Here is a 24,346-nt window from a genome sequence, read left to right on the forward strand (position 1 = left end):
CCCGGGGCTTCGTCAGGCTCGACTTTAATCCTGTGACCGGCAATCTTACATAGGTCCTGAAACGTTCTCGTTTGCTGATCCCCTTCTCCTGTCCCTGTTCCTGACGCGTGGTGCTGATGTCTGATCTGCCGTACAACCAGTCCATTCGTGTACGCGGTGCCCGTGTGCACAATCTGAAGAATATCGACGCCGATATTCCCAGGGACCAGCTGACGGTAATCACGGGGCTGTCGGGCTCCGGCAAGTCGTCTCTCGCTTTCGATACAATCTACGCCGAGGGGCAAAGGCGCTATGTCGAGAGCCTTTCAGCCTATGCGCGTCAGTTTCTGGAATTGATGGGTAAGCCCGATGTGGACTCCATCGAAGGGCTGTCACCTGCCATCTCGATCGAGCAGAAGACCACGTCGAAGAACCCGCGTTCGACCGTAGGGACGATTACCGAGATCCATGACTATATGCGCTTGCTCTGGGCGCGGGCGGGCGTTCCCTACTCGCCGGCTACCGGCCTGCCCATCGAGGCGCAGACGGTGAGTCAGATGGTCGATCGTGTAATGACAATGGAAGAAGGGACGCGGCTGATGCTGCTGGCCCCCGTCATCCGTGATCGCAAGGGGGAGTACCGCAAGGAGCTGGCGGAGCTCCAGCGCAAGGGCTTCACAAGGGTGAAGGTCGATGGCGAAACGTATGAAATTGCTGAGGCACCCCATCTGAACCGCAAGCTACGCCATACGGTGGAAGTTGTGGTCGATCGTGTCGTGGTCAAGCCGGGTATCGAGACCCGGCTGGCCGACAGCTTCGAAACCGCGCTGGGCCTGGCCGATGGCGTGGCCTATGCGGAGCAGGTGCGCCGTGCGGGAGAGGATGGCGAGAGCGAGCACATCGTCTTCTCGGCGAAGTTCGCCTGCCCGGTGAGCGGTTTCACGCTGGAGGAAATCGAGCCGCGTCTTTTTTCGTTCAATGCGCCGATGGGGGCCTGCCCGGTCTGCGACGGCATTGGCACCGAGACGCATTTTGACGCCCGTTTGATCGTGCCCGATGAAAGTCTCTCCCTCGCCGAGGGCGCTCTTGCGCCGTGGCGGGACGCCAAGACCCCTTGGTACGACCAGACGCTCGAGGCGATGGCGAAGCATTTCAGGGAAAAGATGACGACGCCCTGGAAAAAGCTGGGCGAGGCCTTTCGAAAGGCGCTGCTGGAGGGGAGCGAGGACTCGATCCTGTTCACCTACAAGGATGGCAAGCGCGCTTACGAGCTGACAAAGCCGTTCGAAGGGGTCATGCGCAACCTTCAGCGCCGTCTGGCCGAGACGGACAGCATGTGGGTGCGTGAGGAAATGTCGCGCTACCAGTCTGACGTACCCTGTCATGCCTGTCATGGCGCGCGTCTCAAGCCTGAGGCGCTCTGCGTACGCATCAACCATCTCAATATCGCCCAGGCCTCAGACCTGACGATCAGGCGCGCGCTCGACTGGTTTGGGGGGGTAGAAGCCTCTCTGACACCGCAGCGCGCTGAGATTGCCCGGCGCATTCTGCGCGAGATTCTCGATCGCCTACGCTTTCTGGATGATGTGGGGCTCGATTATCTGACCTTGTCGCGCGGCTCTGCAACACTTTCAGGCGGGGAGAGCCAGCGCATTCGCCTGGCGAGTCAGATCGGATCCGGGCTGACGGGTGTGCTTTATGTACTCGACGAGCCTTCGATCGGGCTTCATCAACGCGATAACGAGCGACTACTCGGAACGCTCGACCGGCTCAAGAAGCTGGGAAATACGGTGATCGTGGTCGAGCATGACGAGGACGCCATCCGAGCGGCGGACTGGCTGATCGATATGGGCCCCGGGGCAGGCGCGCTGGGCGGCACGGTGGTTGCGAGCGGTCGCCCGGAAGAGGTGGCGAAGAACGAGAACAGCATTACGGGAGATTATCTTTCCGGCAGGCGCATGATCCCGGTGCCCGCAAAGCGACGACCCTATGACGCGGAGCGCATGCTCACTCTGGTGGGCGCAACGGGTAATAATCTGCATGACGTGACCGCGCGTTTCCCGCTGGGCTGCTTCGTCGCGGTAACCGGTGTATCAGGAGGGGGTAAGTCGACCCTTGTCGTGGATACGCTCTACAAGGCCCTGTCTCGCGAGCTGATGGGCGCAAACCAATCTCCTTTGCCGTATCGGGCATTGGAGGGGCTGGAGCATCTCGACAAGATCATTGACATCGATCAGTCCCCGATCGGGCGGACACCGCGTTCAAACCCGGCGACTTATACGGATTTGTTCACCCCGATACGCGACTGGTTTGCAGAGCTCCCCGAGGCCAAGGCGCGCGGCTACAAGCCGGGGCGCTTCTCGTTCAATGTCAAGGGCGGGCGATGCGAGGCCTGTCAGGGCGATGGCGTTCTCAAGATCGAGATGCATTTTCTGCCCGACGTGTTTGTGACCTGCGATACCTGCAAGGGGCAGCGCTACAATCGCGAGACGCTGGACGTGAAGTTCCGCGGCAAGTCGATTGCCGATGTGCTGGCCATGACGGTTGACGAGGCGCTTCCGTTTTTTCACGCGGTCCCGCGAATCCGCGACAGGCTGGCGATCCTCCAGCAAGTCGGGCTTGGTTATGTGACCCTTGGTCAGCAGGCGACCACACTCTCAGGGGGGGAAGCCCAGCGTGTGAAGCTGTCGAAGGAGCTGGCACGGCGAGCGACTGGACGCACGCTCTATATCCTCGATGAGCCAACGACAGGGCTTCATACCGAGGATGTGCGCAAATTGCTGGACGTGCTGCATGCGCTGGTCGATCAAGGGAATACCGTTCTTGTGATCGAACATAATCTGGACGTGATCAAGACAGCGGACTGGCTCATTGATATCGGGCCGGAAGGGGGCGATGGTGGGGGCAGGATTGTCGCCGAGGGCCCACCTGAGGTTATCGCGGCGACCGCGGGGAGCCATACCGGGCGTTTCCTCGAACCGCTCCTCCCTTCCAGACCGGTGGCAGTCGAGACATCCGTCAAAAAGAAGAAGACCACGGTAGTGGCTCGAAAAAAGGTGCGTGCGTCATGACCATTCTAGTGCCGTTCTGTGGCCGGATCACTCCCAAGGAGAGGCAGGAGAGTCTGGAGTCGATCAATGCGGCCCTGAACAACATCCGTGTCTTGCCCTTCGAGGATCTGACGGATGGAGAGCGGCGGACGGCGCGTATGGCGGTTGTCGCCAATCCCGATCCGGCTGATCTGGCCGATCTGCCTATGCTCGAGTGGGTGCAAAGCCTTTGGGCGGGTGTTGAACGTCTCGTCGAGGAAATGCCACGTCGTGGCGTGCGCATCGTACGCATGACAGATCCGCAGCTTGCCCTGACCATGTCAGAGGCGGTTCTGGCCTGGACGCTCTATCTGCATCGGGACATGCCCGCTTATCGGGAGCAGCAGGAAAAGAAGCGCTGGCATCAGCAGCCCCTCGTGATGCCCGAGGATCGTCCCATTGGCATTCTGGGGATGGGGAATCTGGGTCGGGCAGCGGCGCACAGGCTGAAGGAGAACGAGTTTCCGGTTATGGGATGGAGCCGTACTCCCTGGGCGCGTGCGGATATTCCGATGAAATACGGTCCCTCAGGTCTCGAGGCGATCCTGCGCCAGAGCGCCATTGTTGTGGTTCTGCTTCCCCTGACACCCCAGACACGAGGCCTCCTCGATGATTGGCGCTTTGGCCAGATGCAGTCGGGGGCTTCGATCATCAATTTCGCTCGTGGGCCGATCATCGATCAGCAAGCACTGACCAGAGCCCTTGACCGGGGGCATCTGGGGCATGCCGTGCTGGACGTCTTCGAGCGCGAACCTCTACCCAAGGAAGACCCGCTCTGGTCTCATCCAAAGGTGACAATCCTGCCGCATATCACGGCACCAACCCAGACGGGGACGGCGTCCAATCTGGCGGCACAGAACATCCAGGCTTTCTATGATCAGGGGCTCATTCCGGATTCCGTGAACCGGGAACTGGGCTACTAAGGCTGCTGTCTAAATAGTGTGAGGGTCTGTCAGGTCAAAAGAGGCCGATTTTTCGGCGCTCGCTAGCCAAGCACGTTCATGGGCTTGCGTGCGGCATGTAAGACGGTTCCTGGAACACCGCCGGGTCGTTGAGGCTCGACCCGCCTAGGGCGCGGCGTCTCGCAGGTGCTGACGTTTTGAGGCCCGCTGACCGAACGAGATTCCGAAAAATATTCGCTGGCCCCCACAGAAAGGCCAGCGATACCGGGTTTTATTGCTCGCTCATGGGACGCAGCATCTTACCCGTTGCTGCAGCGGGGGCCTGAGGGGCGGCGCTGCTGAGATTTTCGAACTGCTCCGGATGCTGTGAGATATCCACGCCTCCGACAGGTTGCGGATGATGCAGGGCGTCATATTGCAGCGGGGTGATCGACAGCGTCTGGTCCATTGTCGGCAGGAGCTTGACGTTCCAGCCACCACCCAGCGAGCGGATGAGGCCGATATCTGCCTGATAGAGGCGCGTTGCGACCTCGATCTGATGGATGCGCGTTTCGAGCGTTTGTACCTGAGCAAAGATGGCTTCGAGATACGTGCCCACTCCGCCCTGATAGAGCGTCATGGTCATGTTCTGAGTAGCCAGCGTGGCATCCACCGCTTTCTCGAGAGTCCGGTTCTCCTGAGCGAGCCGGTTGGTGCGAGACAGCCCGTCTTCCACTTCGCGGAAGGAGTCCAGCACCTTGCTGCGGTAATTGTCGCGCGTCTCACGATAGGCCGACCAGGCATGCTGGAGCTCTGCGCGCCTTAGGCCACCCTCGAAGATGGGCAACTCGAAGGAAGCACCATACGACCAGAGCGAATTTGCCAGATTGGCCAGATCGAAGCCATTCTGGGCAAAGCCACCACCGGCCTGCAACGAGACATGCGGATAGAACGCGGCGCGTGCAATACCGATTTCGCGATTGGCCTGGGCCATTTCGCGTTCGGCGCTGGCAATATCCGGGCGGCGCTGCAAAAGCTCTGATGGAACGCCAGCGGGGATGCTGGGCTGATGGAAGCCCATGATTTGCGTCGGGGCAATATGGAAAGAGGAGGGTGACGCGTTGGTCAGGATGGCGATCGCATGTTCCGTGACCTCGCGTGCGGCCTGGACGTCGAGTTCGGCGGCTTGGGTGGAATAGAGCTGTGCCTGCGCACGGGCGACATCAAGACGCGGTGCTGCCTGATTCAGCAACTGGTTCTGCGTGATCTGCAGGGCTTTCTGGTAGTAGCCGATCGACTGGTTATAGATGGCGATCTGAGCGTCATAGCCGCGCAACTGCACATAGTCGGAAGCGAGCTCCGCCTGAAGACTCAGCCGCGACATGGCGAAATCGGCCGCTTTTTCCTGAGCATATTGCTTTCTGGCGCGCACATGATTGCGTATGGCGGACCAGAAATCCGGCTCCCAGGAGGCAAGGCCGTGATATTCCTCATCCGTCTCCGTGATATTACCCTTGTATCGGAACAGACGGTCTTCGGACTGCTTGTTATCGAAGGCGCCTGCGCCGATGGCAAGATGAGGCAGGAGTTCCGAACGGGCCTGCACTACAAGGGCGCGGGCCTGGATGAAACGCTCCGCAGCAGCTTGTAGATCAGCGTTCGACGTTGTGAGCGTGGCTTCCATCTGATTGAGGAGCGGGTCGTTCAGCAACGTCCACCAATTGGTGGGAAGGGTCGTATCGGCTGGCGTCGCGGTGGCGAAGGGACCCTGACCGTGCCAGCTGGCTGGCACGACGAAGGTGGGGGGCTTGTAGGTTGGCGCGAGGTCACAGGCTGAGAGGCCGAATGCCGTCAGAACCGTGCCGCAGGCCAGAACCAGCTTCTTGATCTTGTGTGTGCTCATTCCGATGCCCCGAATCCGGACTGGTTATAGCCGCGCTGTGGGGTGGTGACGGTGACCTTGTCACCCTCCAGCAGGTCGGCGGGCGGGTTGGCGATGATGCGATCCTTGGGCGAGATGCCCGCCTGGATTTCGGTCGAGGTATCGGCCATGCGTCCTACGACGACATTCTTGTAATGCACCGTGTTGTCGTCATTCACGACGACGACCTGCATGCCCTTTTCCTCGAAGACGAGGGCGGAGGTGGGGACCTCGTACAGATGTGCTGTCTCGTTATGTGCCTTGAGCTGGACCGAGGCGAAGGTGCCCGGCCACAGGACTTCACCAGGGTTTTCCATGGTGAATTCGGAGGTCACGGTGCGGGTGTTCGGGTCATAGCCGCGCGCCGTGGTCAGGAAGCTCGCGTGGAACTTCTTGTCCTTGAACTGGGGCACGCTGACATCGGCGGTGATGTCGGATTGGAGGATGTAGGAGAACACTTCAGGCACGGAGACGAAGAGGCGCAGCTTGTGCACGTCGGCCACGGTGAAAAGCTCTGACGCGGCGCCTGTGCTGTTGAGGTTGCCACCGCCATCATGGACGTAATCGCCTACGTTGATGCTGCGCGACGTCACAATGCCGTCGAATGGCGCAACGATCGTCTTGAATTTCTCGAGGGCGGCGAAATGGTCGACATTGCGTTGTGCAGCGTCGACTTCAGCTTTGGCCGATTGCTCATTCGCGTTCGAGACCGAGACGGACTGGCCTGATACCGACTGTGACTTGCCCATGGCGCGCCAGCGTTCGGCTGTGACAGCCGCAAGGTGGTATTTGGCGAGCACGGCATTCAGATCGGCCTGGGCCTGCGCGTATTGCGCGTCCAGCGCGGGCGCATTGATCTCGGCCAGCGCATCGCCCGCCTTCACATGGGCGCCGTAATCCTTGAACCACATTTTCACGTAGCCCGAGACCTGCGGATAGATCGGGGCCTGATACCAGGCGTCGATATTGCCCGGCAGGGTGAGGGCCACCTTGTCAGGTGACTGGATAGGATTCAGCACCGCGACGTTCGGAATGGCGTTCTGCGCCGTTTCGGTGGCGAGGGCGTGATTGTGGTGGACGCGACCGACAACGAGGGCGCCGACCCAGAGCGCGAGGACGCATCCTCCCGCAACAGCGATGATCTTGGGGGAGGTGGCCATTAGACGGTTTCCTTCTGGCGGGCAGAGCGGTTGTGCAGGATCGCGTAGACGCAGGGCACGAAGAGCAGGGTGGAGATGGTAGCCACGATCAGGCCGCCGATGACGGCGCGGCCGAGCGGCGCGTTGGTGGAGTTTGAAGTCGCCATCGGGATCATGCCGACGATCATGGCGAGCGCGGTCATGAGGACAGGGCGGATACGACCGTAACCCGCCTCGATGGCAGCGCGCAGCGCGTCGCCATGGACTTCGAGGCGTTCACGCGCGAAGGACACGACGAGGATCGAGTTGGCTGTCGCTGTGCCCATGCACATGATGGCGCCGGTGAGGGCCGGAACCGACAGGCGGGTGCCGGTCAGGAACAGGGCCCAGGCAATGCCGCCCAGCGCACCGGGAAGGGCCGTGATGATGATGAACGGGTCCAGCCAGGATTGGAAGTTCACGACGATCAGCAGATAGATCAGCACGACTGAGACGCAGAGCCCGAAGACGAGCTGGACATAGGCACCATGCATGGTGGTGGCCTGACCATGAACATCGACCGCTGTTGTGCGCGGCAGGTTGGGGGCATCCTTGGCGATGGTGTCGTTCACGGCGTCGAGCACGTTGCCCAGATCGGTGCCCTCGACGTTCACGTAGATGTCGATCTCGGACATCGAGTTGTAATGTGAGACCTCGCCTGGCGTACCGGTGGGTACGACATCGGCAATGGCGCCCAGAAGCTGTGTCTGGTCGTTGGGGTTGCCGTCACCCTTGTCGACTGGAACCGTGAGCAGGTCGTTCAGGTGGGTGAGCTGGTCCTGCGACGTATAGACGTTGAGCGGGAAGGTCACGTTATCGACCGGATCGAGCCAGAACTGGGGATCGACCACGCCAGAACCGGCGAGAGTCAGAAGTTCATTGGTGGCGAGATCGTTTTCGCTCAAACCGGTGGCCTGGCTGAAGGTACGGTTGCCATTCACCATGAGGGTAGGGGTGGACATGGTCTGCTGGATGACCACGTCGGCGGTGCCCGGGATCTGGCGGATCTTGCCGATCAGATGCTTGGCATAGTTGTAGTTGTCAGAGACGCTCGGGCCGGAGAGCTGAATGTCGATCGGCGCAGCTGAGCCGAAATTCAGGATCTTGTCGGTCAGATCGGCAGGCTGGAAGGTGAAGACGGTACCAGGAAAGCGTGCCGAGAGATCCTTGCGAAGCAGGGCGCGGTAATCCCAGACGGGGGATTCCTCGTCCTTCAGCGCGATGGTCAGATCGCAATCCTGCGTGCCGACGGTCGGCGTGGGGATGAAGGCCTGGTTGTGCGGACCCTCGGGCAGGCCGCAATTGGAAATGATGTTCTCGACCTTGCCCGGCAGGAGCTGGTTGATGCGGTTATCGACCAGGGCGGCAATACGCCCTGCGACCTCGATGCGGGTGCCGAGCGGCGCGCGCATATGCATCTGCAGCGCGCCGGATTTGACCTCGGGGAAGAAGTCACGACCGGCTACACCGTAGAGGCCGAGCGAGGCGACGGAGATCAGCAGGAATACGCCGACGAACATGCCGCGACGCGCTACGCACCGTGTAAGCAGCGTGTTGTAGCCTTCGCGGAAATTATTGAAGCGATGCTCGAAGCCGCGCTGGAAGCGTCCGAAGAAGCCCTTGGGCGCCGGCGCGTGATCGTCATGGCCGTGGGCGTGATGGATCTGACCGGCGAGGAGGAACTTCGCCATGGTGGGCACGAGGGTACGCGACAGGATGAAGGACGCGATCATGGCGAACATGATGGCGAGCGCCATGGGCATGAAGAGATAGCCCGCGACTCCTGAGAGCTCGAAGAGCGGCAGCCACACGATACAGATGCAGGTGGTGGAGACGAAGGTAGGAATGACGATCTGGTTGGCGGCGTCGATGATGGCGAGTTCGAGATCCTTGCCCATTTCGAGATGGGTATCGATGTTCTCGATCATCACGGTCGCATCGTCGACGAGGATACCTACGGCGAGGGCAAGTCCGCCGAGGGTCATGATGTTGATGGATTGCCCTGCCCAGCCGAGCCCGATGATCGAGCAGAGAATGGCGAGCGGGATCGATGTGGCGATGATGACGGTGGAACGCCACGAACCAAGGAACAGGAGCACCACGATACCGGTGAGGATGGAGGCCGTGATCATCTCACGAACAACATCCTTGATCTGTTCCTTCACCATGACTGAGGCATCGGCGAGGATGGAGACCTGGACGTCCGGAGGCAGGATGGCGCGCAGGCGTGGCAGAAGGGCCTTGGTGGCGGAAACGACGTCAAGGGTGGAGGCCGTGCCGCCCTTCTGGGTGATCATCTCGACGGCCTGGCGGCCCTTGACGAGCACGAGGTTGGTCTGGGGATGACCGCCTCGATACACATCGGCCACGTCACGGATATAAATGACGGCATTGCCTACGCGCTTGACCGGGATATTGGCGATGTCTTCCATCGATTCCGGGGCCGCGTTTGTCTGGACCATCCAGTCTGTCGCATCGATTTTCTGGTCACCGGCGGGGAGAACGATGTTCTGCGCGGTGAGCGCTGCCTGCACATCGGCGGCCGACAGGTGATGGGCGCGAAGCTGCTCCTGATTGAGCGAAACCATCACGAAGCTGTCCATACCCCCATAGGGATGGGCGACGACCGCGCCCGGAACCGTGGCAAGAAGCGGACGTACACGGATGACGCCGAGCTTGAACAGGTCGGAGGGGGTCTGTTTTTCGGAGGTGATCTGAAGCGCGATGACGGGAACCTGCGAGGGATCGAGCGCGACGATCATGGGAGCCGGGACCTTGGGAGGCAGGCCAAGCAGGATTGTCTGTGAGATGGCGGTCACTTCTGCTTCAGCCGTGCCGACAGGAGTGCCGGGCTGGAAGTAGATGTTGACGATCGAACGCCCGTAATAGGAATTCGACTCCATATGCTCGATGTTCTGCACAGTCGTCGTGACTGCCAGTTCGAAATTATAGGTGATTCGTCCGGCGAATTCGTTCGGCAGGAGACCGGGATAGGTCCAGATGACCGAGACGACCGGCACCTTGATTTCGGGGAATACGTCGGTAGGCGTCTTGAAGATCGACATGATTCCGAACATCAGAATCAGGATCGAAAAGACGACAAAGGTAAGGGGCCGCCTTAAGGCAGTTACGACGATGGCGTTCATGAATTCATGCGCTCTCTTCTCGTACGAAGGGAAGATGCCTTACGGCAGTTTGTGTTGTTTCATTAATCCGAATTAACATTAAGAAAATGATAGCGACTGCTTTGCGTCACCCATTACTTATTCAGATCACTCATCTTCGGATCGTATAAGCGCAGACATAAAATGTCGCATAAATGTTGTTTTACAAAATGGGCAACAACCTGATGCGAGGCCATTCTATGGCGCAACGCCATGATGGATTCTTGACATTATGGCTCAATGCCATTAATAAGACGTTAATCGTCCAGAAGTCGGATCGACTTCAAGGCGCAGCTGGTCGGTTGAAGCTGATCAATACGCGACGGCGTGAGACGCGAGGAGCAGGGAAAGCGTGCTTGTTCACGTTCTGTTCTTGCTGCGTGCAGCGTCGCACGCCGTGTCTGCGAGTGAAGAAGGCTGTGTTCTGGATGAGCGATGACAACAAGGACGCTAAAAATGGTCCCCATCTGGTATCCTGGGCTGATCAGGCATGTCGGAAAGCATGTTTCTGCCCTTGTGAGACGCCGTGTCCGTGGGCTGGAGCACCAGCTCTGGGTGCAGAGCGGCAAGACGAAGGGCCATCTCTTCGTCCGTACGTCCGTTCAAAACCCCCTTCAGAAGGAAGTCGGTCGAGACCCGTAGCCGGTTCGACAGAGAGAGGATGAGAAAGACGCTTGGCGCGCGATCCCCTTTCTCGATCTTGTTGAGAGTTGAGGCGTCGACGCCAAGAAGGCGTGCGCATTCACTCTGATTGGGGAAGACGAGTTCCCTTGCCCAGGTGATGCGTTTGCCTATGGCGCGCTGAACGATCGCAAGTGTGTCAGGGCGTTTGTGTTTGGCCATGTGACATTCATAGCAATGGCTCATTGCCAAATCCAGTGGGTATTTGCGCACCCTTGCGCTGCGCACGCTGATGGCAAAATGCCATAAAAGCTGGATCCGGGAGGAAGTGATGAGATTGAGTCGAGATAAGGGTCGGCGTGCTGCGACAGGAGCGGATCTCGTCCGCGCTCTGGCAGGTCTCGGGATGTCAGTAGGGCCGGCTTCTGCGCGAATACCGCGGCCGGGGCCCGAGGAGCGCGATGATACTGGCGCTCTGCCAGCAGGACATCCTGTGAGTTGGCAAGCGCTGTGGAAGGAGGAAATCGCCCCGGACTATCGCAGGGTGGCCTTTCGGAGCGGTTAGCCCCGTGTGCGAGATACAGGGATGACATGGAGCGTCGACTATGTGACGCGATAGGGTTGCGCGGCTGAGGCAGTTGATTGGGTTAGGGGCAGGATATGAGGAGACGGCAGGACATTTTGCAGGAGGAGGCGGTTGTGCCGACGCCCGAGCGCATGAAGCGCGATCGTTTTAGAAAGCAGGGCGATGCGCTCAAGGTGCTGAGCACCGTGATCAAGCTTCAAGAGGCAGGGGATATCGGCGATGATGAGGTGGCTGCTGCCACGCGCTGGCGCAAGGAATATGATTTTGCCGTACTAGGGGTGGTCGACTCTCCTGACGCAGATCGTCCCGTCGAGAAAGGCGATATCCACACCTGGATGTTGGGGCGAGGAAAATGCGCCGAGAGACTGAGACAACTCAGCGAGACTCTCGGGACGGCGGTGCAAGCGCGTATCGACATGATGCTCGTGCGGGAGATGAGCTTTCCTGAAATGGCCCGACTGATTTACCCGGCAGGCCCGAGGGCGCAGGCGCGCACGAAGACCGTCGCACAATGTGCCCTCGCTCTTGAGCAGTTGAGTGAATATTATAAGAATAAAAAATATTGATTTATTTGAATAAACATAGTATATAGTTTCTATCATCACATAATTATGGATTAAAGGCGTGGCCAGCATTTCTGTTGGAGACGTCGTCGCATGCCGCCAGGGTTTTTTTCTGGTTATCGGTGTGACCATCGCCACGACATTTGTCTGTCCGTTTGTCGTGTCATCGGAATTGCGTCACCGGGCGGATCTCGATCTGTCCTGGAGTGATCTGGTGCAAGCCAATCTCCCATATCCGAACATGCGGTTACGCGCCGTGCCATGTCGGCGCCAGCGCGCCAGTTTCTCCAGGATTGGAACGGTTCGCTCTGCCTGTGTTCGCAGGGCTATGGACAAGCTGAATGACGAAATGGGGCAGAGCGATCGGGTCAATCATGCCGCTCGCCCGGGGCAGGTTCCCAATGAGACGAGAAAATCGCGGCACGCAAGACGACACATGGATCTGCGATAACAAGGTGGAGCCAAAATGAAGCAAGGGCTCGTCAGAAAAGGGCGTGCACAGGGCGTGACCCTGAAAAAAGCCTTTCTTGAGCAACTGAAAAAGAGCGGGAATGTCTCAGAGGCAGCGCGGGCCGCCGGGATTGATCGCAAGACGGCGTATAACTGGCGCCATCATGACCCGGCGTTCAATGAGCATTGGAAGCAGGCTCTTGAGGAAGCGACCGATCTGCTGGAGGCGGAGGCGCGGCGTCGCGCTCTGGATGGGTATGAAGAGCCACTCCTATATGGAGGGCGGCTGATCTACGATCCGGAAGGGCGGCCTGTGACGCGAAAACGCTACAGTGACGGGCTGCTTCGTATGCTGTTGAGGGCGCATCGCCCAGCCTCCTTCCGTGATACGCGTGCGGTTGAGGAAGGAAGCGAGCCCGAATTGTCGCTGAACGAGGGTGATGACGCGCTCTAGGCCGGGCTTTGCGCTGACCCCTGTGCAGGAAGAAGCCAACCGTCTGCTAGGTGGGGTGGCGCGACATATCTTGCTGCGCGGCGGCTCACGATCAGGGAAGACCTTCGTCCTGATCAGGGCGCTTGTTGTCAGGGCACTGAGGGTCCCGCATTCGCGTCACGGCGTATTCAGGCATCGTCAGATCGCGCTGAGGGCAAGCGTGATTCAGGATACTTTCCCGAAAGTCATGCGCTGCTGTTTTGCTCATGTGCGATACAAATGGGATGGTCAGAGCAACAGAGTGCTTTTCGCCAATGGGTCGTCGATCCTTTTCGGCGGGTTGGATGATTCCACGCGTACAGAGAAGATCCTGGGTCTCGAATTTGCGACGATCTATCTGAATGAAGCAAGCCAGATCAGTTATGGCGCCCGCAACATGTTGCTGACGCGCCTTGCCCAGCGCTGTGCTCTCAGGACACGGGAATATATCGATGCGAATCCGCCAACGACGGATCACTGGCTGTATGCCTTGTTCGAAGCTGGCGTAGAGCCGCGTTCGGGTCTGCCGCACGGGGAGCCGGGTCTTTATGCCTCGATGATGATGAATCCGGATCAGAACCGGATCAATCTGAGTGACGCTTATTTACATCAACTCGATGCGCTGCCGGAGCGCGAGCGCAGACGGTTCCTGTTCGGTGAGTATCAGTCTGCGGTTGAGGGCGCTCTGTGGCGTATGGATATGTTTCGCCGTCGTGCCGCTGTCAGCGAGGAGACACGCGCGGCGATCATCGCGGAGATGCGCCGGATCGTGGTGGCGGTTGACCCCTCTGGTGCATCTGGGCCTCAGGATCTGGGGGCGGACGAGATCGGCATTGTCGTGGCGGCGATCGACCACGTGGGCATGGCTCATGTGCTTGAAGATTGCTCGGTGCGCGATACGCCAATGGGCTGGGCGCAGCGCGTCATCCAGAGTGCGGCGCTCTGGCAGGCAGACAAGATCGTGGCGGAACGTAATTTTGGCGGCGCGCTTGTCGAGGCGACTTTACGCAGTATCGACCCTGCAGCCTCGCTCAGGATGGTGACCGCGTCACGCGGGAAATCTGCTCGCGCAGAGCCTGTTGCAGCGCTCTATGAACAGGGGCGGGTGGCGCATCACGGGCGCTTCGCGGAGCTGGAATCCCAGCTCTGCCTGTTTTCGATGAGGGGGTATGGCGGCGCCGCCTCGCCTGATCGGGCAGATGCGTTGATCTGGGCATTGAGCGAACTGATGCTCGAGCCGCAAGCGGTTAAGGGTCGCTGGCAGGACCAGGGATGGTTCAGCCTCTCTCGGTGAAGGATAAAGCATGGATTGGCTGGCATTGCAGGAAAAATTCGCCGCATTGCCGGGCATGACGCCGCGTACGAGGCGGCTGCTCGCTTTGCAGCGTGTTCTGGAAGGGACGCAATATGATGTGTTGCCACATCCGTTTGCGCGGGAAAGGAGCGTCTCTGGGGAGTATATTCCTCTTTCGGACCGCAGACCTTCAGTGCGAACCAATCTGTGCCGCACAGTCGTGGATGAGATGGTGTCGCTCCTTTTTGGCAATTCCCATTGGCCGCTGGTTGTGGCGGAAGCGGCAGAGACCGCAGGAGTCCTGAACAACTTTGCCCTGGAGGCAGGGTTGTCCGCCTTCATGATGCAAGTCGCTACGCGGGGTTCTGTGGGATCTGTAGCGATCTGGGTGGAGATTTCAGCGAACAGGCCCTGTCTTACTTTGCTGGAGACGGCCTATCTGACGCCAGAATGGGATCCGACGGGCGCGCTTTTACGTGTTACCGAGCGTTTTATGGTGACCGGGCGCGAGCTTGCGGCAAGTGGTTATCCTGTCGAGCCTAAGGAGTATGCGGCGCGGTTCTGGTGGCAACGGCGCTGGACATGCGACGCGGTCGAGATTTCGGTTCCGCGCCCTGTCGAGCAGGAAGGAGAGCCGCCTCTCGACACGATGCGTAGCACTATGCATGGGCTTGGTTTCGTTCCCGTGGTCTGGATCAGGAATCCGGGGGCAGTATCGGTGCGCGACCCGGACGGCGAATGCAGTTTCGAGCGGGCGATCGATACGGTGATCGAAGCGGATTATCTGCTCTCACAAGCCGGGCGTGGGCTGAAGTATGGTTCCGATCCGACGCTTGTTCTCAAGACGCCTGATTTGCTTGAGGGGCCTGCGCGACAGGGAGGCGCCGCGTCGGCGTTGACCCTGCCGCCAGAGGGGGATGCGAAGCTGCTGGAGATCAATGGGGCCGCGGCTGGAGCCGTGCTTGCCCATTATCGGGAGCTGCGCCAGCTCGTCCTCGAGCAGCTGCACGGCAACCGGACCCATGGCGATCGGCTCGGCACGGCACAATCCGGCCGCGCCATGGAATTGATGTGCCAGCCTTTGATCTGGATGGCCGACAGGTTGCGCGGAACTTATGGCGATTGCGGGGTCCTGGCGCTCTACCGAATGCTATGTCGCTTTTCCAGCGCGCTCCCGAACGGGATTCTTATCGGTTGCGAGCAGTATCGAAATCTGGACCCCACCGGTTTGTCGCTGCAATGGCCGGCCTGGTTCACAGCTGATGAGGCAGAGTTTCAGCCTCTCGCTCATGGGCTTGTCGAGGCGGTTTCAGCCAGGTTGTTGAGCCGGGAAACAGCAGCGCGTCTTTATGCCTGTGCGGTTGGAATTTCTGATCCTGCAGCTGAATGGAAGAAAATCGAGGCACACGATCCTGCCTCGGTGCAGAATTTCTGAGGAAATGGCCGAAATGTCGGATGACGTTGATGTGTTGCGCGCCTCTGTGGCCGCTCTCACTGCCGAGCGGGATGCCCTCGTCCAGGCGCATGAGATGGAATTGTCGCGGATCAGGAGTGAGGCGCGCGAAAGCGCAGTGACGAGCGCCTTGCGTAGCGAGGCGATCCGGCTCGGTGCGCATGATGCGGATGCCGTGATCGCTCTGATGGATCGCTCCGGGATCAGCTGGTCCGATGCAGGGGGGCTATCGGGTGTCGAAGATGCGATGAATCGTGCGCGTGAGGCGCGGGGCTTTCTCTTTCGCGAGGAACGTATCGGGCTGCCAGGATCGACGGGCGTCGGTACGGCGCCCAGGCCCGCACCTGCGCAAGCTCAGGATGCGCGCCTTTTGCCGCAGCAGGATTATGCGGCACGCAAGCGACAGTTTCTTGCCGGGATTATCTGAATAACGGGTCGGGATGGACATCATGGGTATTGATAATTTTCCAGAACAGCTTCGCGCCGCGATCCAGCAGGGATTTCTGGCTCGGGAATTCGAAACCGGCCTGCATGCTCGGCTTGGGTTTCGAGCCATTGCCGACCGGGAGGTTTTCCCCAACGCGATTGGCGAAACCCTGACCAAGACACGCAAAAGCCTCAAGGCGCCGGTCACGACGCCTCTACGCGCGTCGGGCAATACGAATTTCGATAATGGGTTGTCGCCCAGCGGGTGGTCGGTGGAGCAATATACGCTTTCGATCAATCAGTATGGCGACACGATCGATTTGAACATGGTGACGAGCGGGATCGGGATCGCATCGCAGTTTCTGGCCAATGCCCAGACCAACGGAATGCAGGCGATGCAGTCTCTCGACCGGTTGGCGCGCGATGCCCTGTACGGTGGGGTGGCGGGGGGCGTGGGTGGCTATCTCGGCGGTAATACACGCGTGACGGCAACGGCAACGGCGAAGACGACCACGATTGCCGTAGATGATATCAGGGGCTTCCAGTTCGTCATCGTGTCCGGACAAGTGCGCGCTGTTGGGGCGTCATCCGGGATGACGGTAACGATCGGCAGCGGGGTTTATACCCTGCTTGGGGCTGCGGCCGACGCCGTGAATATTTCCACTGCGCCGGGGGGGATTTCGGGTCAGTTGACACTCTCCGCTTCCGTGCCGGTAACCGATGCAACGACGGGTAATGCCGTGATCGCCTCGACTGCGCCTCTGGTGCTCCGGCCAAATGGCAAGCGGTCGACCGCCGATCTGCGCGCGAGTGATGGCGATACGCTTGGCATTCAGCATGTGCTGGCGGGTGTTGCGACGTTGCGACGGAACAATGTTCCGATGATAGACGGCGCCTATAACTGCTATCTTGATGATCTGCAGTTGCTTTCATTGTTCCGTGATGCCGATTTCAAATATCTGTATCGCGGGGCTTACGGGTCGGAAGAATATCGTTCAGGGCAGGTCATCGAGTTGCTCGGTGTGCGTTTCGTGCCTACAACCGAGGCGCCGCAGCAGGCCTCGCTCGGTGGCGGGCCGATTCACCGTGCGTTGCTTCTCGGGCAGGGAGCCCTGATTGAGGGCGATTGCGCATGCGCGGGTCACACAGATATTCCCGACGCAGAGCGTGCGCTGATCGAGATGATTGACGGGGTGGCGATGGTGACCCGTGAGCCGCTTGATCGGCTCAAGCAGATCATTGCGCAATCCTGGTACTGGATTGGCGGTTTTGCCCTGCCGACCGATGTCACGGCGGATGTGACGATCATTCCGACAGCGACGAATGCGTATCTCAAGCGCGGTGTCGTGATCGAAAGTCTTGGCACGGATGCTGCCGCTCTCGGGCGCTGACTGAATGACCGGGGATCTGTGGGTAGGCGGCTCCTGCGGGCCGGTTTCCGATAACGTGTTCGATGATGAAGAGAAGTCGGAAATCAGACGGTTTTGCGGCTATGCGGCGTTGGGGGACATTACCACGGGACAAAGCTCCTGGCGCTTTTTTCAGTCGGCGGGAACCCTTGAATGGCGTCTCAACACGCTGTCGGAGCCCGAGCGCAGGCGTGCCCGGTGTTTTCTGGCAACTCTGGCGCAGATGGAAAGTGCGCTTTTGGAAGCCTCAGAGACGCTCGATACAGCGCGTGCTGCGGTCTGGACGCGGAACACGCGTGAGCTTGCAGAGCGCGTCAGACTGCTCAGTTGGTGGCGCCGCCGTTTGTGCAGTTTTCTCGGTGTGGCACCCGGATCTGACCTAAGCGATCCAGCATCAGTCATCATGTGATCAAAAAAGCCGCTCTACCCTGCGCCTCGTGGTTTTCCGAGCATCATGGAACAAGAAGAGGGTAAATGCCGATGCGCAATTTGCAGCAGCCGGTTGAGACTGGTTTTGCCAAGGCCGCGCGTCGGCTTGGATCTAGGGCAGATCATTATCGGATACTCGATCCACTCCTTCCGCTCGGGAATAAAATTGGGACGACGCATATCTGCTTCGATGCAGAGGCGGGGTTTCAGATGCACAGGCCGCGCATGTGGGGGAATCCTATGGCCTACGCGCTTTGCGATGCGCGTGGATTGTGCATTGGCGATCTTTTCCGGCAGGGGAAGGTATTCCATTTCGTATCTGCAATGGAGGCCTGTCGTCCGCCGCTATGCGTTGCTTGCAGCGCCCAGATTTCGGTTTCGGGGATGCGGGGAGCGCCAAGACTTCTGGTTGACGGTTGTCCTGCCAGTCTGGTCTTGGCGGGTAAAGGGGAGGATCGGCATAGCGGTATGCCGGGTGCTGTACGCGCCGGAAGCTACATGATGCATATGCCGGTTCTGCCAGGATTTTGCCTGATGCCGTATATGCAGGTCACGGATGACCATGCATTCCGTTATCTTGTTGAGTCGGTCGAGCTGTCAGCGCACGGTATTCGTGCTCTGTTGTCGTTGCAGCAGGTCTGACCGTGGCGGGCTTCAAGGGGGTGGCCTCCGCGCTCGCGCTTTGTTGTGCCAGTCGTTTCGCTGCCTTACGCACAAATTCGATATTGCTGTCGAAGCCAGAGATCATATTCCGTGCCGGGCCATTAATGCCCTCCGATTTGTTTACCTCGCCTTCTCTGCGCGAGACCGTCAGTTATGTGACGGTCTCACCTGTCTCCGGGACGTGTCAGTCCTTGCCGGTTCCTCTTGGAGAGGAATGGCTGGAAACCATGCATGTTCCTCCTGCGATATCCGTTGAGATCGAGCCGCAGAAAGTTTTGATCAGGCTGGATATGACCCGGGATATTCTTGGCATTGCCATGCTTCTCTGGGAACGAGGCGATGGTCTGGCCGTCTCGGCCCGTCACGTTGTGCAGTCGGGGGAGACGCCATCATCGGTTGTGCGCAGCCTTGCGGTTCAGATGCCGGGTGCGGTCTGCGAGGAGGCTGCGATTCTGGTTCCTGACGGTCGTATCAAGGCGGTAACAGGGGGATATGGCCGATCAAGTCGGCTGCTGATGCGGCAGAGTGCGGCATTCAGGATCTCCCTCTGGACGACCGACTGGGGTTTGCGCGCGGAACTTGGTGATCTGCTCACAACCCAGCTCCTTCCAGTGGACTGGCTGGATCTCGCCGATGGACGCCGGGCACAGATATTTTACGAAGGCGAGGCAGATCAGGACGCCGGGCAGACGCAGTTGCTGTTTCGACGTGATGTGTCTGTGAAGGTCATTTTTGATCGATACCAGTCGATCTGGTCGCCTCAGATGGTGACGGGGGGGGGATGGTTGGCTCTGGCCAGCAGTCGACATGCATTCGGCGTGGCTCCTGACGAGATGACAGGAGAGATTCCTCTGGCAGCGCTCGAAGAGATCGCGGCCATCCGGGATGTGCCCAGTTCATACCGAGGCTGGACTCTTGATTGCGATGGGACAGTGCAAGCCCTGCCTTAGGCCGTTCAGGCCATTTTCAAAAAACTGAAGGATCATTCATGCCACAACTCATACAGAGTGGTGCCCTGAACACGGCCGCACTGCCGGTGCCCGATCTGTATATCCAGATCGCGCAGCCTGAGACACTGCTGGTCTCGAGCAGTACTACGTCTTTACTTGGCATCATCGGGACCGCCTCATGGGGGCCGGTCGATGTGCCGAGCGTGATTGGCAGTGTCGGCCAGTGTCGTGAAGTCTTTGGGGGTAAACGGGCCTGGGGATCCAACCTGAGCGTTGCTGTCGATGTGGCCGTTCATCAGGGTGCGAGTCAGTTCTGCCTTGTGCGCGTGACGGATGACACGGACAGCGCCGCGCAGGCCATGCTGGGCGCCGTCAGGATTCGGGCGCGATATACCGGTTCTGCCGGAAACGGATTGAAAATTAGTCTGACGAAGCAAAGCTATCGAGATGGTATCTTCATTCTCAGCATCGCCCATGAGGAACTGGGATCCACCACCTATAGCGGGGTCGACTGGGCTGATTTGCAAAAGGCGGTCAGCAGGGATGTGCGAGCACTGGTGCTCGTTGAAATGCCGGATGACACCGTGGCGGTGGAGACAGGATCTGTACAGCTCGCTGGCGGGACAGATGGCGCAGAGCCTGCAGCAGCCCGCTTCGTCGGCGTCAGCGAGAGCAAGACCGGGCTTTATGCGCTGACCTCCCAGGGATGCAGTCTTGCAACCCTCGCTGGTGTAGGTGACACGCTTCCCATGGCGGCGATGCTTGCCTTTGGACAAAGCGAAGGGGTCTATATGATCGCCGCAGGACCGCGGGGAGAAACTCTGGCGCAGGCGGTACAAAGCAAGACGGCGCTGGGTCTATGGTCGCATGCTCTCAAATATATGCATGGCGATTGGCTCTGGTGGAATGACGATACGCTTGGTCTGCAATTGGTCAGTCCCGCCCTTTTTGCTGCGGGCAAGCTCGCGGCTCTTTCGCCCGAGCAATCAGGGCTGAACAAGCCCCTGACCGGAATCGTGGGAAGTCAGAAAAACGGTTTCGAAGCGACCCGATTTGGCTACAGCATGGCCGAATTGGCCCTGCTGGTCGAGAATGGCATTGATGTCATCTGTAATCCCTCGCCGGGGGGGACGTATTGGGCGATCCGGGCTGGGCATAACACGTCCCTGAATAGCGCGATTCAAAGCGATGCCTATACGCGGCTGACGAATTACCTCGCCCGGGCGCTCGAGGGGACCATGGGGCAGTATGTAGGAAGCGTGATCAATGACACGCTGTTTGGCAACATACGGGCGTCCATTCTGGGCTTCCTGTCAAACCTGCTCTCGCAAGGTATTCTAGGAGTTACTGGGGGCGTCTTGCCCTATACAGTGTTGTGCGACAGTTCGAATAATCCGATTGAACGGATCGCGACCGGCTATGTCCAGGCAGATGTGCAGGTCCGCTATCAGGGGATCAACGAGAAATTCATTATCAATCTACAGGGCGGTGCTTCTGTGAGCGTCAGCACTGTCAGTGGGAGCGTCTGACCCATGCCCAATCCCTATAGTATTGGCCGGGATTGCCGGATTACGCTTTTGTGGAATGGGTCGCGTATCGATTTGCGTGACGTGACAGGGTTCCAGTCCGAACAACACACGATCATCCAGCGCGCTACACCGCTCAATGGATTGCCTGTGGAGTTCAATACCCCAAGCGGCTGGCGCGGCGTATTCACAATTGCACGTGCCAACGCCAATCTTGATAGTCTGGTGGCAGCGATCGAGGCGGCTTTCTGGAATGCTGGAAGCATCGGCAGCGGTACACTCTATCAGTATATCCGTGAGCCAGACGGCGGCACGACGACCTGGGAATATACCGGTGTATCGCTCTCACTGAAGACGGATCGCTGGCAGGCTGAAGGCATGATCCATCAGCATGTGCAGTTCTATGCCTCATTACGGAGCAAGATTTCATGACGGGACTGCCTGATGAGGTAGAACTTGGCTCGGGTCGCAGTCTCACCCTGCGTGAACTTGACCCCGGCGACATGCTGGATCTGATTGAGGCTGGCGGAAGCGCTGTATCGGGAGCGGCGGCATCTGCCTGGCTGTCCTATGCGCAGATGATTTGCACTGTACGTGCGGTCAATGGTGTGCCGGTCCAGATGCCAGCCAGCAAGGATGAAGTACGAGACCTGGCAAGGCGGATCGGCAATGAGGGGGTCATGGCGCTCCAACCTCTCTTTTTTCCCTCCCCTGAACAGGAGGACGTGATGGTGGACACCGCAAAAAACTGAGCGGGCACCCGGTTTTCAGAGAGATTCTCTATCTGCTGAAGAACGGTGTGCCGTGGTCAGTTATCACCGGCTGGTCGCGTGCACGGCGGGTGGCGGCCTGTGTTGTGCTTGCGGAACAGGATGGGTTTTCCTTCGACTGGGAGCATTTTTCCTATCGGCGGGAGTAGGTGCGTATGATCCTTATAGAGAGTCCAGCACGGCCTTTTCCCTTTTCTGGGCGCAGGGATGCGAGGTGGATTGCGACGATGACGGCACGGCGATGGGTTGGTTCGTTCGTGCCACCATATCGCCTGGGCGTCGGAAATCGCCGAAAAGGAATTGAGAAGTCGGGAGAGCTAGGCTCTATAGATGAGCATGCTGTTCTCGGCGGCTTTGATTCCACTCACCTCCCGGTGGATACAGCTGCCAGCAAAGTGACGCGCGCACTCAGAGTTCACAATGTCGGGCTGGCGCTGCCGTGGCTCGGAGGTGACCGGCGGGGAGTATGGCGCGCTGCAGGCAGTCCAGTCTCGGCTAACACGGCCCGTTCGACGACCGTCGACCTGCTTGATGAAAGATCGAATACTCGTGCTTCGAAGAACGCACCGGGAAGGATGCGGCCAAGCTGGGCTCCTGTCATTGATTTCCTGAAAAGACAGGTCGTCTCGGGTAGCGACGCGAATGATGTTGCTTCGGGTATCGTCGACAGTCTCGCTGCAAGGGGGGCGTCTGCACGCGAGCCTTCAAGAGGCGCGATCGAGGGGCTTCGGCATCTCATGTTTCTAGGACATCGCGCCCAGTCTAGCGATTATTCGGGCGTAGGCGTGGGGATAGCAGAGACCACGCCCTCAAGATCACTCGTGGCGCCAAACATCCTCTCTGCTGTGAAGCGAGGCGTGGAAAAGACCGAGCACCTAACGCGATCTATTCAGCGTCCCGACTTGCTGATCGTCCGACAGGGATATTCTGCAACAGGTCGTAGCGCGGGCTCAAAGGGTAGAGGATGCGCATCAGCGGTGCCTGATTTCATCGCTGCTGCGCGACAGGCGCGCCGTACATCAGCGAGGGAGTTTGCCATCGGCGGGGGCGCTGTCTCTGTCGATGACGGCCAGGGGGGGCGGGAGAGCGCCCTGCCATATTCCGGCGCGGATTTTGCTGCGTCTGACCGATGGTCCTTTTCACTGGCCAGCGAAAGCGGATTGCGTGCACGAAGCGCGAGCGTGGATGAGATCGCTGTGCCGCAATATCCAAATATGAGCTTCGGTTTTGTGTAGCAGGATGCAGAAATGGGATTATCGTTGCTTGAGGTCGAAAACGCCCTTGGGGCGATAGGCCAGCTCGACAGGGCGGCCCCTGTGCTTTTGGGGGATATGGTTCTGAGCGGGCCTGAAGTGCCTGATCAACTGATCATAGGAGGGCGGCAACTGCTCGTCATCCATCGGTTGCTTGGCGGCGGCAGGGTGATTGACTCCGTCGGCAATGATCCGGCCCGATTGATCCTGACAGGTCGGTTCGTGGGGCCTCTTGCGACGACGCGCGCGCGCCGTATGGAGGCGATGCGGGAGGCCGCGCAGGTTCTCTCTTTTTCGCTGGCTGATCTGGCGGCACGCGTCTGGATCGCGGAATTTTCCTGGTCCTATCAGGCGCGAGGCACAATCTGTCCTTATCGCCTGGTGCTGGAACGAGAGGCTCTTCCTGCGGTCCCTGTCCCCGGGATGGCCGATCAAGTGGACACGGCCATGCTCTCGGGGCTGGGAACCATATCCGGGCTTTTGGGAGAGATGGCGGAGGCAGGATGGATCGGGACGGCTATGATCACGTCTCTGACCGGCCAGATCATGCCCGTCGCAAAGAGTCTGGGAGTGACCGGGGCCGTTGCGGATGCACAGAACGCGCTCGGTAAGGCGAGTGCCCTCTGGCAGAGCGCGATGAATACCGCTCGATTGACGTCCGTCTTGGATCAGACCGGGTCGTCTCTTTCTGTGGCGGCGAGTGATCTGGCTCAAGCACGCGATGACGCGGAGAGTGTTCTGGACCGTACCACGATCAGTTCCTCTGCGGATCTGCTGACGATGGCGCAGAATTCCGGCCTGTCAACGCTGAGCGTTGAGGCTGGGAGCCATGTAACGCGCTCCCGGGCTTTGATCGGAGAGGCTCTGACCGCGAATTTCTGATCCTGAACATAAGATTAGGGTCATTTCTGCAAGCAAAGCGAGAGAGGACGCGAAATGCGCGTACAAATCACGTCGGACGATGTTTCTCTCTACCACTTGGCTGTCAGGTATCTTGGAAATGCGATGCATTGGTGGCGCATCGCCGAGAAAAACGGGTTGTCAGATCCGGATCTGAGCGCGTTCGACGTGCCGGTCATGCTCGTGATTCCAGATCGAGACAGCGGAGATGACGGGTCAGGAGTGCCGTCCAGATGACAAGCGCGATGCGCGTGTGGAAGCCGCGTCTCCTGATCGATGGCGAGCGGCAGGACGGGGTCGAGGTATGCAGTTTTCATATTGAATGCACCCGGTATGAGCGCTGTGACACCGCACGTATCAGGGTGTCAG

Annotated in this window: 21 protein-coding genes; 17 read left to right on the forward strand and 4 right to left on the reverse strand. The window is 59.2% G+C overall.

The features are described from left to right. Window positions 1–116: 116 nt before the first annotated feature. Both uvrA and C0V97_RS01205 read left to right on the forward strand, forming a co-directional pair. A complete protein-coding gene (uvrA, locus tag C0V97_RS01200) occupies window positions 117–3,050 on the forward strand; it encodes an excinuclease ABC subunit UvrA (protein ID WP_127099933.1) in 2,934 nt (977 codons plus the stop codon). Next, window positions 3,047–3,991, forward strand: a complete 945-nt coding sequence (locus C0V97_RS01205) for a glyoxylate/hydroxypyruvate reductase A (RefSeq protein WP_127099935.1) — start codon at window positions 3,047–3,049, stop codon at window positions 3,989–3,991. Before uvrA ends, C0V97_RS01205 begins: the two co-directional genes overlap by 4 nt. A 250-nt stretch (window positions 3,992–4,241) precedes the next feature. On the opposite strand, the gene C0V97_RS01210 is transcribed toward C0V97_RS01205, so the two are convergent. The 4 genes from C0V97_RS01210 to C0V97_RS01225 form a co-directional block, all read right to left on the reverse strand. After that, window positions 4,242–5,852, reverse strand: a complete 1,611-nt coding sequence (locus C0V97_RS01210) for an efflux transporter outer membrane subunit (protein ID WP_127099937.1) — start codon at window positions 5,850–5,852, stop codon at window positions 4,242–4,244. Continuing rightward, window positions 5,849–7,030, reverse strand: coding sequence for an efflux RND transporter periplasmic adaptor subunit (locus tag C0V97_RS01215; RefSeq protein ID WP_127099939.1), 1,182 nt, complete (start codon window positions 7,028–7,030; stop codon window positions 5,849–5,851). Before C0V97_RS01215 ends, C0V97_RS01210 begins: the two co-directional genes overlap by 4 nt. After that, window positions 7,030–10,194, reverse strand: a complete 3,165-nt coding sequence (locus C0V97_RS01220) for an efflux RND transporter permease subunit (RefSeq protein ID WP_127099941.1) — start codon at window positions 10,192–10,194, stop codon at window positions 7,030–7,032. The genes C0V97_RS01215 and C0V97_RS01220 overlap by 1 nt, the downstream gene beginning before the upstream one ends. Window positions 10,195–10,662: 468 nt before the next feature. Continuing rightward, complete coding sequence (locus C0V97_RS01225) at window positions 10,663–11,055, reverse strand: helix-turn-helix domain-containing protein (RefSeq protein ID WP_127099943.1); 393 nt, start codon at window positions 11,053–11,055, stop codon at window positions 10,663–10,665. A 438-nt stretch (window positions 11,056–11,493) separates the two neighbouring features. Between C0V97_RS01225 and C0V97_RS01230 the strand changes: the two genes are divergently transcribed. The 15 genes from C0V97_RS01230 to C0V97_RS01300 all read left to right on the forward strand — a co-directional run bounded on the left by C0V97_RS01230 (window position 11,494) and on the right by C0V97_RS01300 (window position 23,959). Beyond that, entirely contained in the window at window positions 11,494–11,985 is a 492-nt protein-coding gene (locus C0V97_RS01230; RefSeq protein WP_127099945.1) for a hypothetical protein, read from the forward strand. A gap of 58 nt (window positions 11,986–12,043) precedes the next feature. Then, complete coding sequence (locus tag C0V97_RS01235; protein WP_127099947.1) at window positions 12,044–12,433, forward strand: hypothetical protein; 390 nt, start codon at window positions 12,044–12,046, stop codon at window positions 12,431–12,433. Window positions 12,434–12,448: 15 nt separating this feature from the next. Next, window positions 12,449–12,886, forward strand: a complete 438-nt coding sequence (locus tag C0V97_RS01240) for a hypothetical protein (RefSeq protein WP_127099949.1) — start codon at window positions 12,449–12,451, stop codon at window positions 12,884–12,886. Next, window positions 12,873–14,198, forward strand: coding sequence for a phage terminase large subunit (locus C0V97_RS01245; RefSeq protein ID WP_199751569.1), 1,326 nt, complete (start codon window positions 12,873–12,875; stop codon window positions 14,196–14,198). Before C0V97_RS01240 ends, C0V97_RS01245 begins: the two co-directional genes overlap by 14 nt. Window positions 14,199–14,208: 10 nt before the next feature. Continuing rightward, a complete protein-coding gene (locus C0V97_RS01250) occupies window positions 14,209–15,633 on the forward strand; it encodes a portal protein (RefSeq protein WP_127099951.1) in 1,425 nt (474 codons plus the stop codon). 13 nt (window positions 15,634–15,646) lie between these two features. Next, window positions 15,647–16,078: a phage scaffolding protein gene (locus tag C0V97_RS01255; RefSeq protein WP_158625315.1), complete on the forward strand. Its 432-nt coding sequence runs from the start codon at window positions 15,647–15,649 to the stop codon at window positions 16,076–16,078. Window positions 16,079–16,100: 22 nt separating this feature from the next. Continuing rightward, window positions 16,101–17,468, forward strand: coding sequence for a DUF4043 domain-containing protein (locus C0V97_RS01260; RefSeq protein WP_127099955.1), 1,368 nt, complete (start codon window positions 16,101–16,103; stop codon window positions 17,466–17,468). A gap of 4 nt (window positions 17,469–17,472) precedes the next feature. Further along, window positions 17,473–17,895: a hypothetical protein gene (locus tag C0V97_RS01265; RefSeq protein ID WP_127099957.1), complete on the forward strand. Its 423-nt coding sequence runs from the start codon at window positions 17,473–17,475 to the stop codon at window positions 17,893–17,895. A gap of 65 nt (window positions 17,896–17,960) precedes the next feature. Then, a complete protein-coding gene (locus tag C0V97_RS01270) occupies window positions 17,961–18,557 on the forward strand; it encodes a hypothetical protein (protein ID WP_127099959.1) in 597 nt (198 codons plus the stop codon). A gap of 311 nt (window positions 18,558–18,868) precedes the next feature. Beyond that, window positions 18,869–19,528, forward strand: a complete 660-nt coding sequence (locus C0V97_RS01275; RefSeq protein ID WP_127099961.1) for a hypothetical protein — start codon at window positions 18,869–18,871, stop codon at window positions 19,526–19,528. Window positions 19,529–19,566: 38 nt separating this feature from the next. Further along, window positions 19,567–21,057 (forward strand): phage tail protein, encoded by a 1,491-nt coding sequence (locus tag C0V97_RS01280; RefSeq protein ID WP_127099963.1) that lies wholly within the window; start codon window positions 19,567–19,569, stop codon window positions 21,055–21,057. Between the two features lie 3 nt (window positions 21,058–21,060). Further along, window positions 21,061–21,486, forward strand: coding sequence for a hypothetical protein (locus tag C0V97_RS01285; protein WP_127099965.1), 426 nt, complete (start codon window positions 21,061–21,063; stop codon window positions 21,484–21,486). Beyond that, window positions 21,483–21,806 carry a hypothetical protein gene (locus C0V97_RS01290; RefSeq protein ID WP_127099967.1) on the forward strand — a complete coding sequence of 108 codons (324 nt, stop codon included), beginning with the start codon at window positions 21,483–21,485 and terminating at the stop codon, window positions 21,804–21,806. The genes C0V97_RS01285 and C0V97_RS01290 overlap by 4 nt, the downstream gene beginning before the upstream one ends. 995 nt (window positions 21,807–22,801) lie before the next feature. Continuing rightward, window positions 22,802–23,059 (forward strand): hypothetical protein, encoded by a 258-nt coding sequence (locus C0V97_RS01295; RefSeq protein ID WP_127099969.1) that lies wholly within the window; start codon window positions 22,802–22,804, stop codon window positions 23,057–23,059. A gap of 12 nt (window positions 23,060–23,071) precedes the next feature. Further along, a complete protein-coding gene (locus tag C0V97_RS01300) occupies window positions 23,072–23,959 on the forward strand; it encodes a hypothetical protein (protein WP_127099971.1) in 888 nt (295 codons plus the stop codon). The last annotated feature ends 387 nt before the right edge of the window (window positions 23,960–24,346 follow it).

The sequence above is a fragment of the Asaia sp. W19 genome (assembly GCF_003994335.1).
In the GTDB taxonomy this organism is placed as follows: Bacteria; Pseudomonadota; Alphaproteobacteria; order Acetobacterales; family Acetobacteraceae; genus Asaia.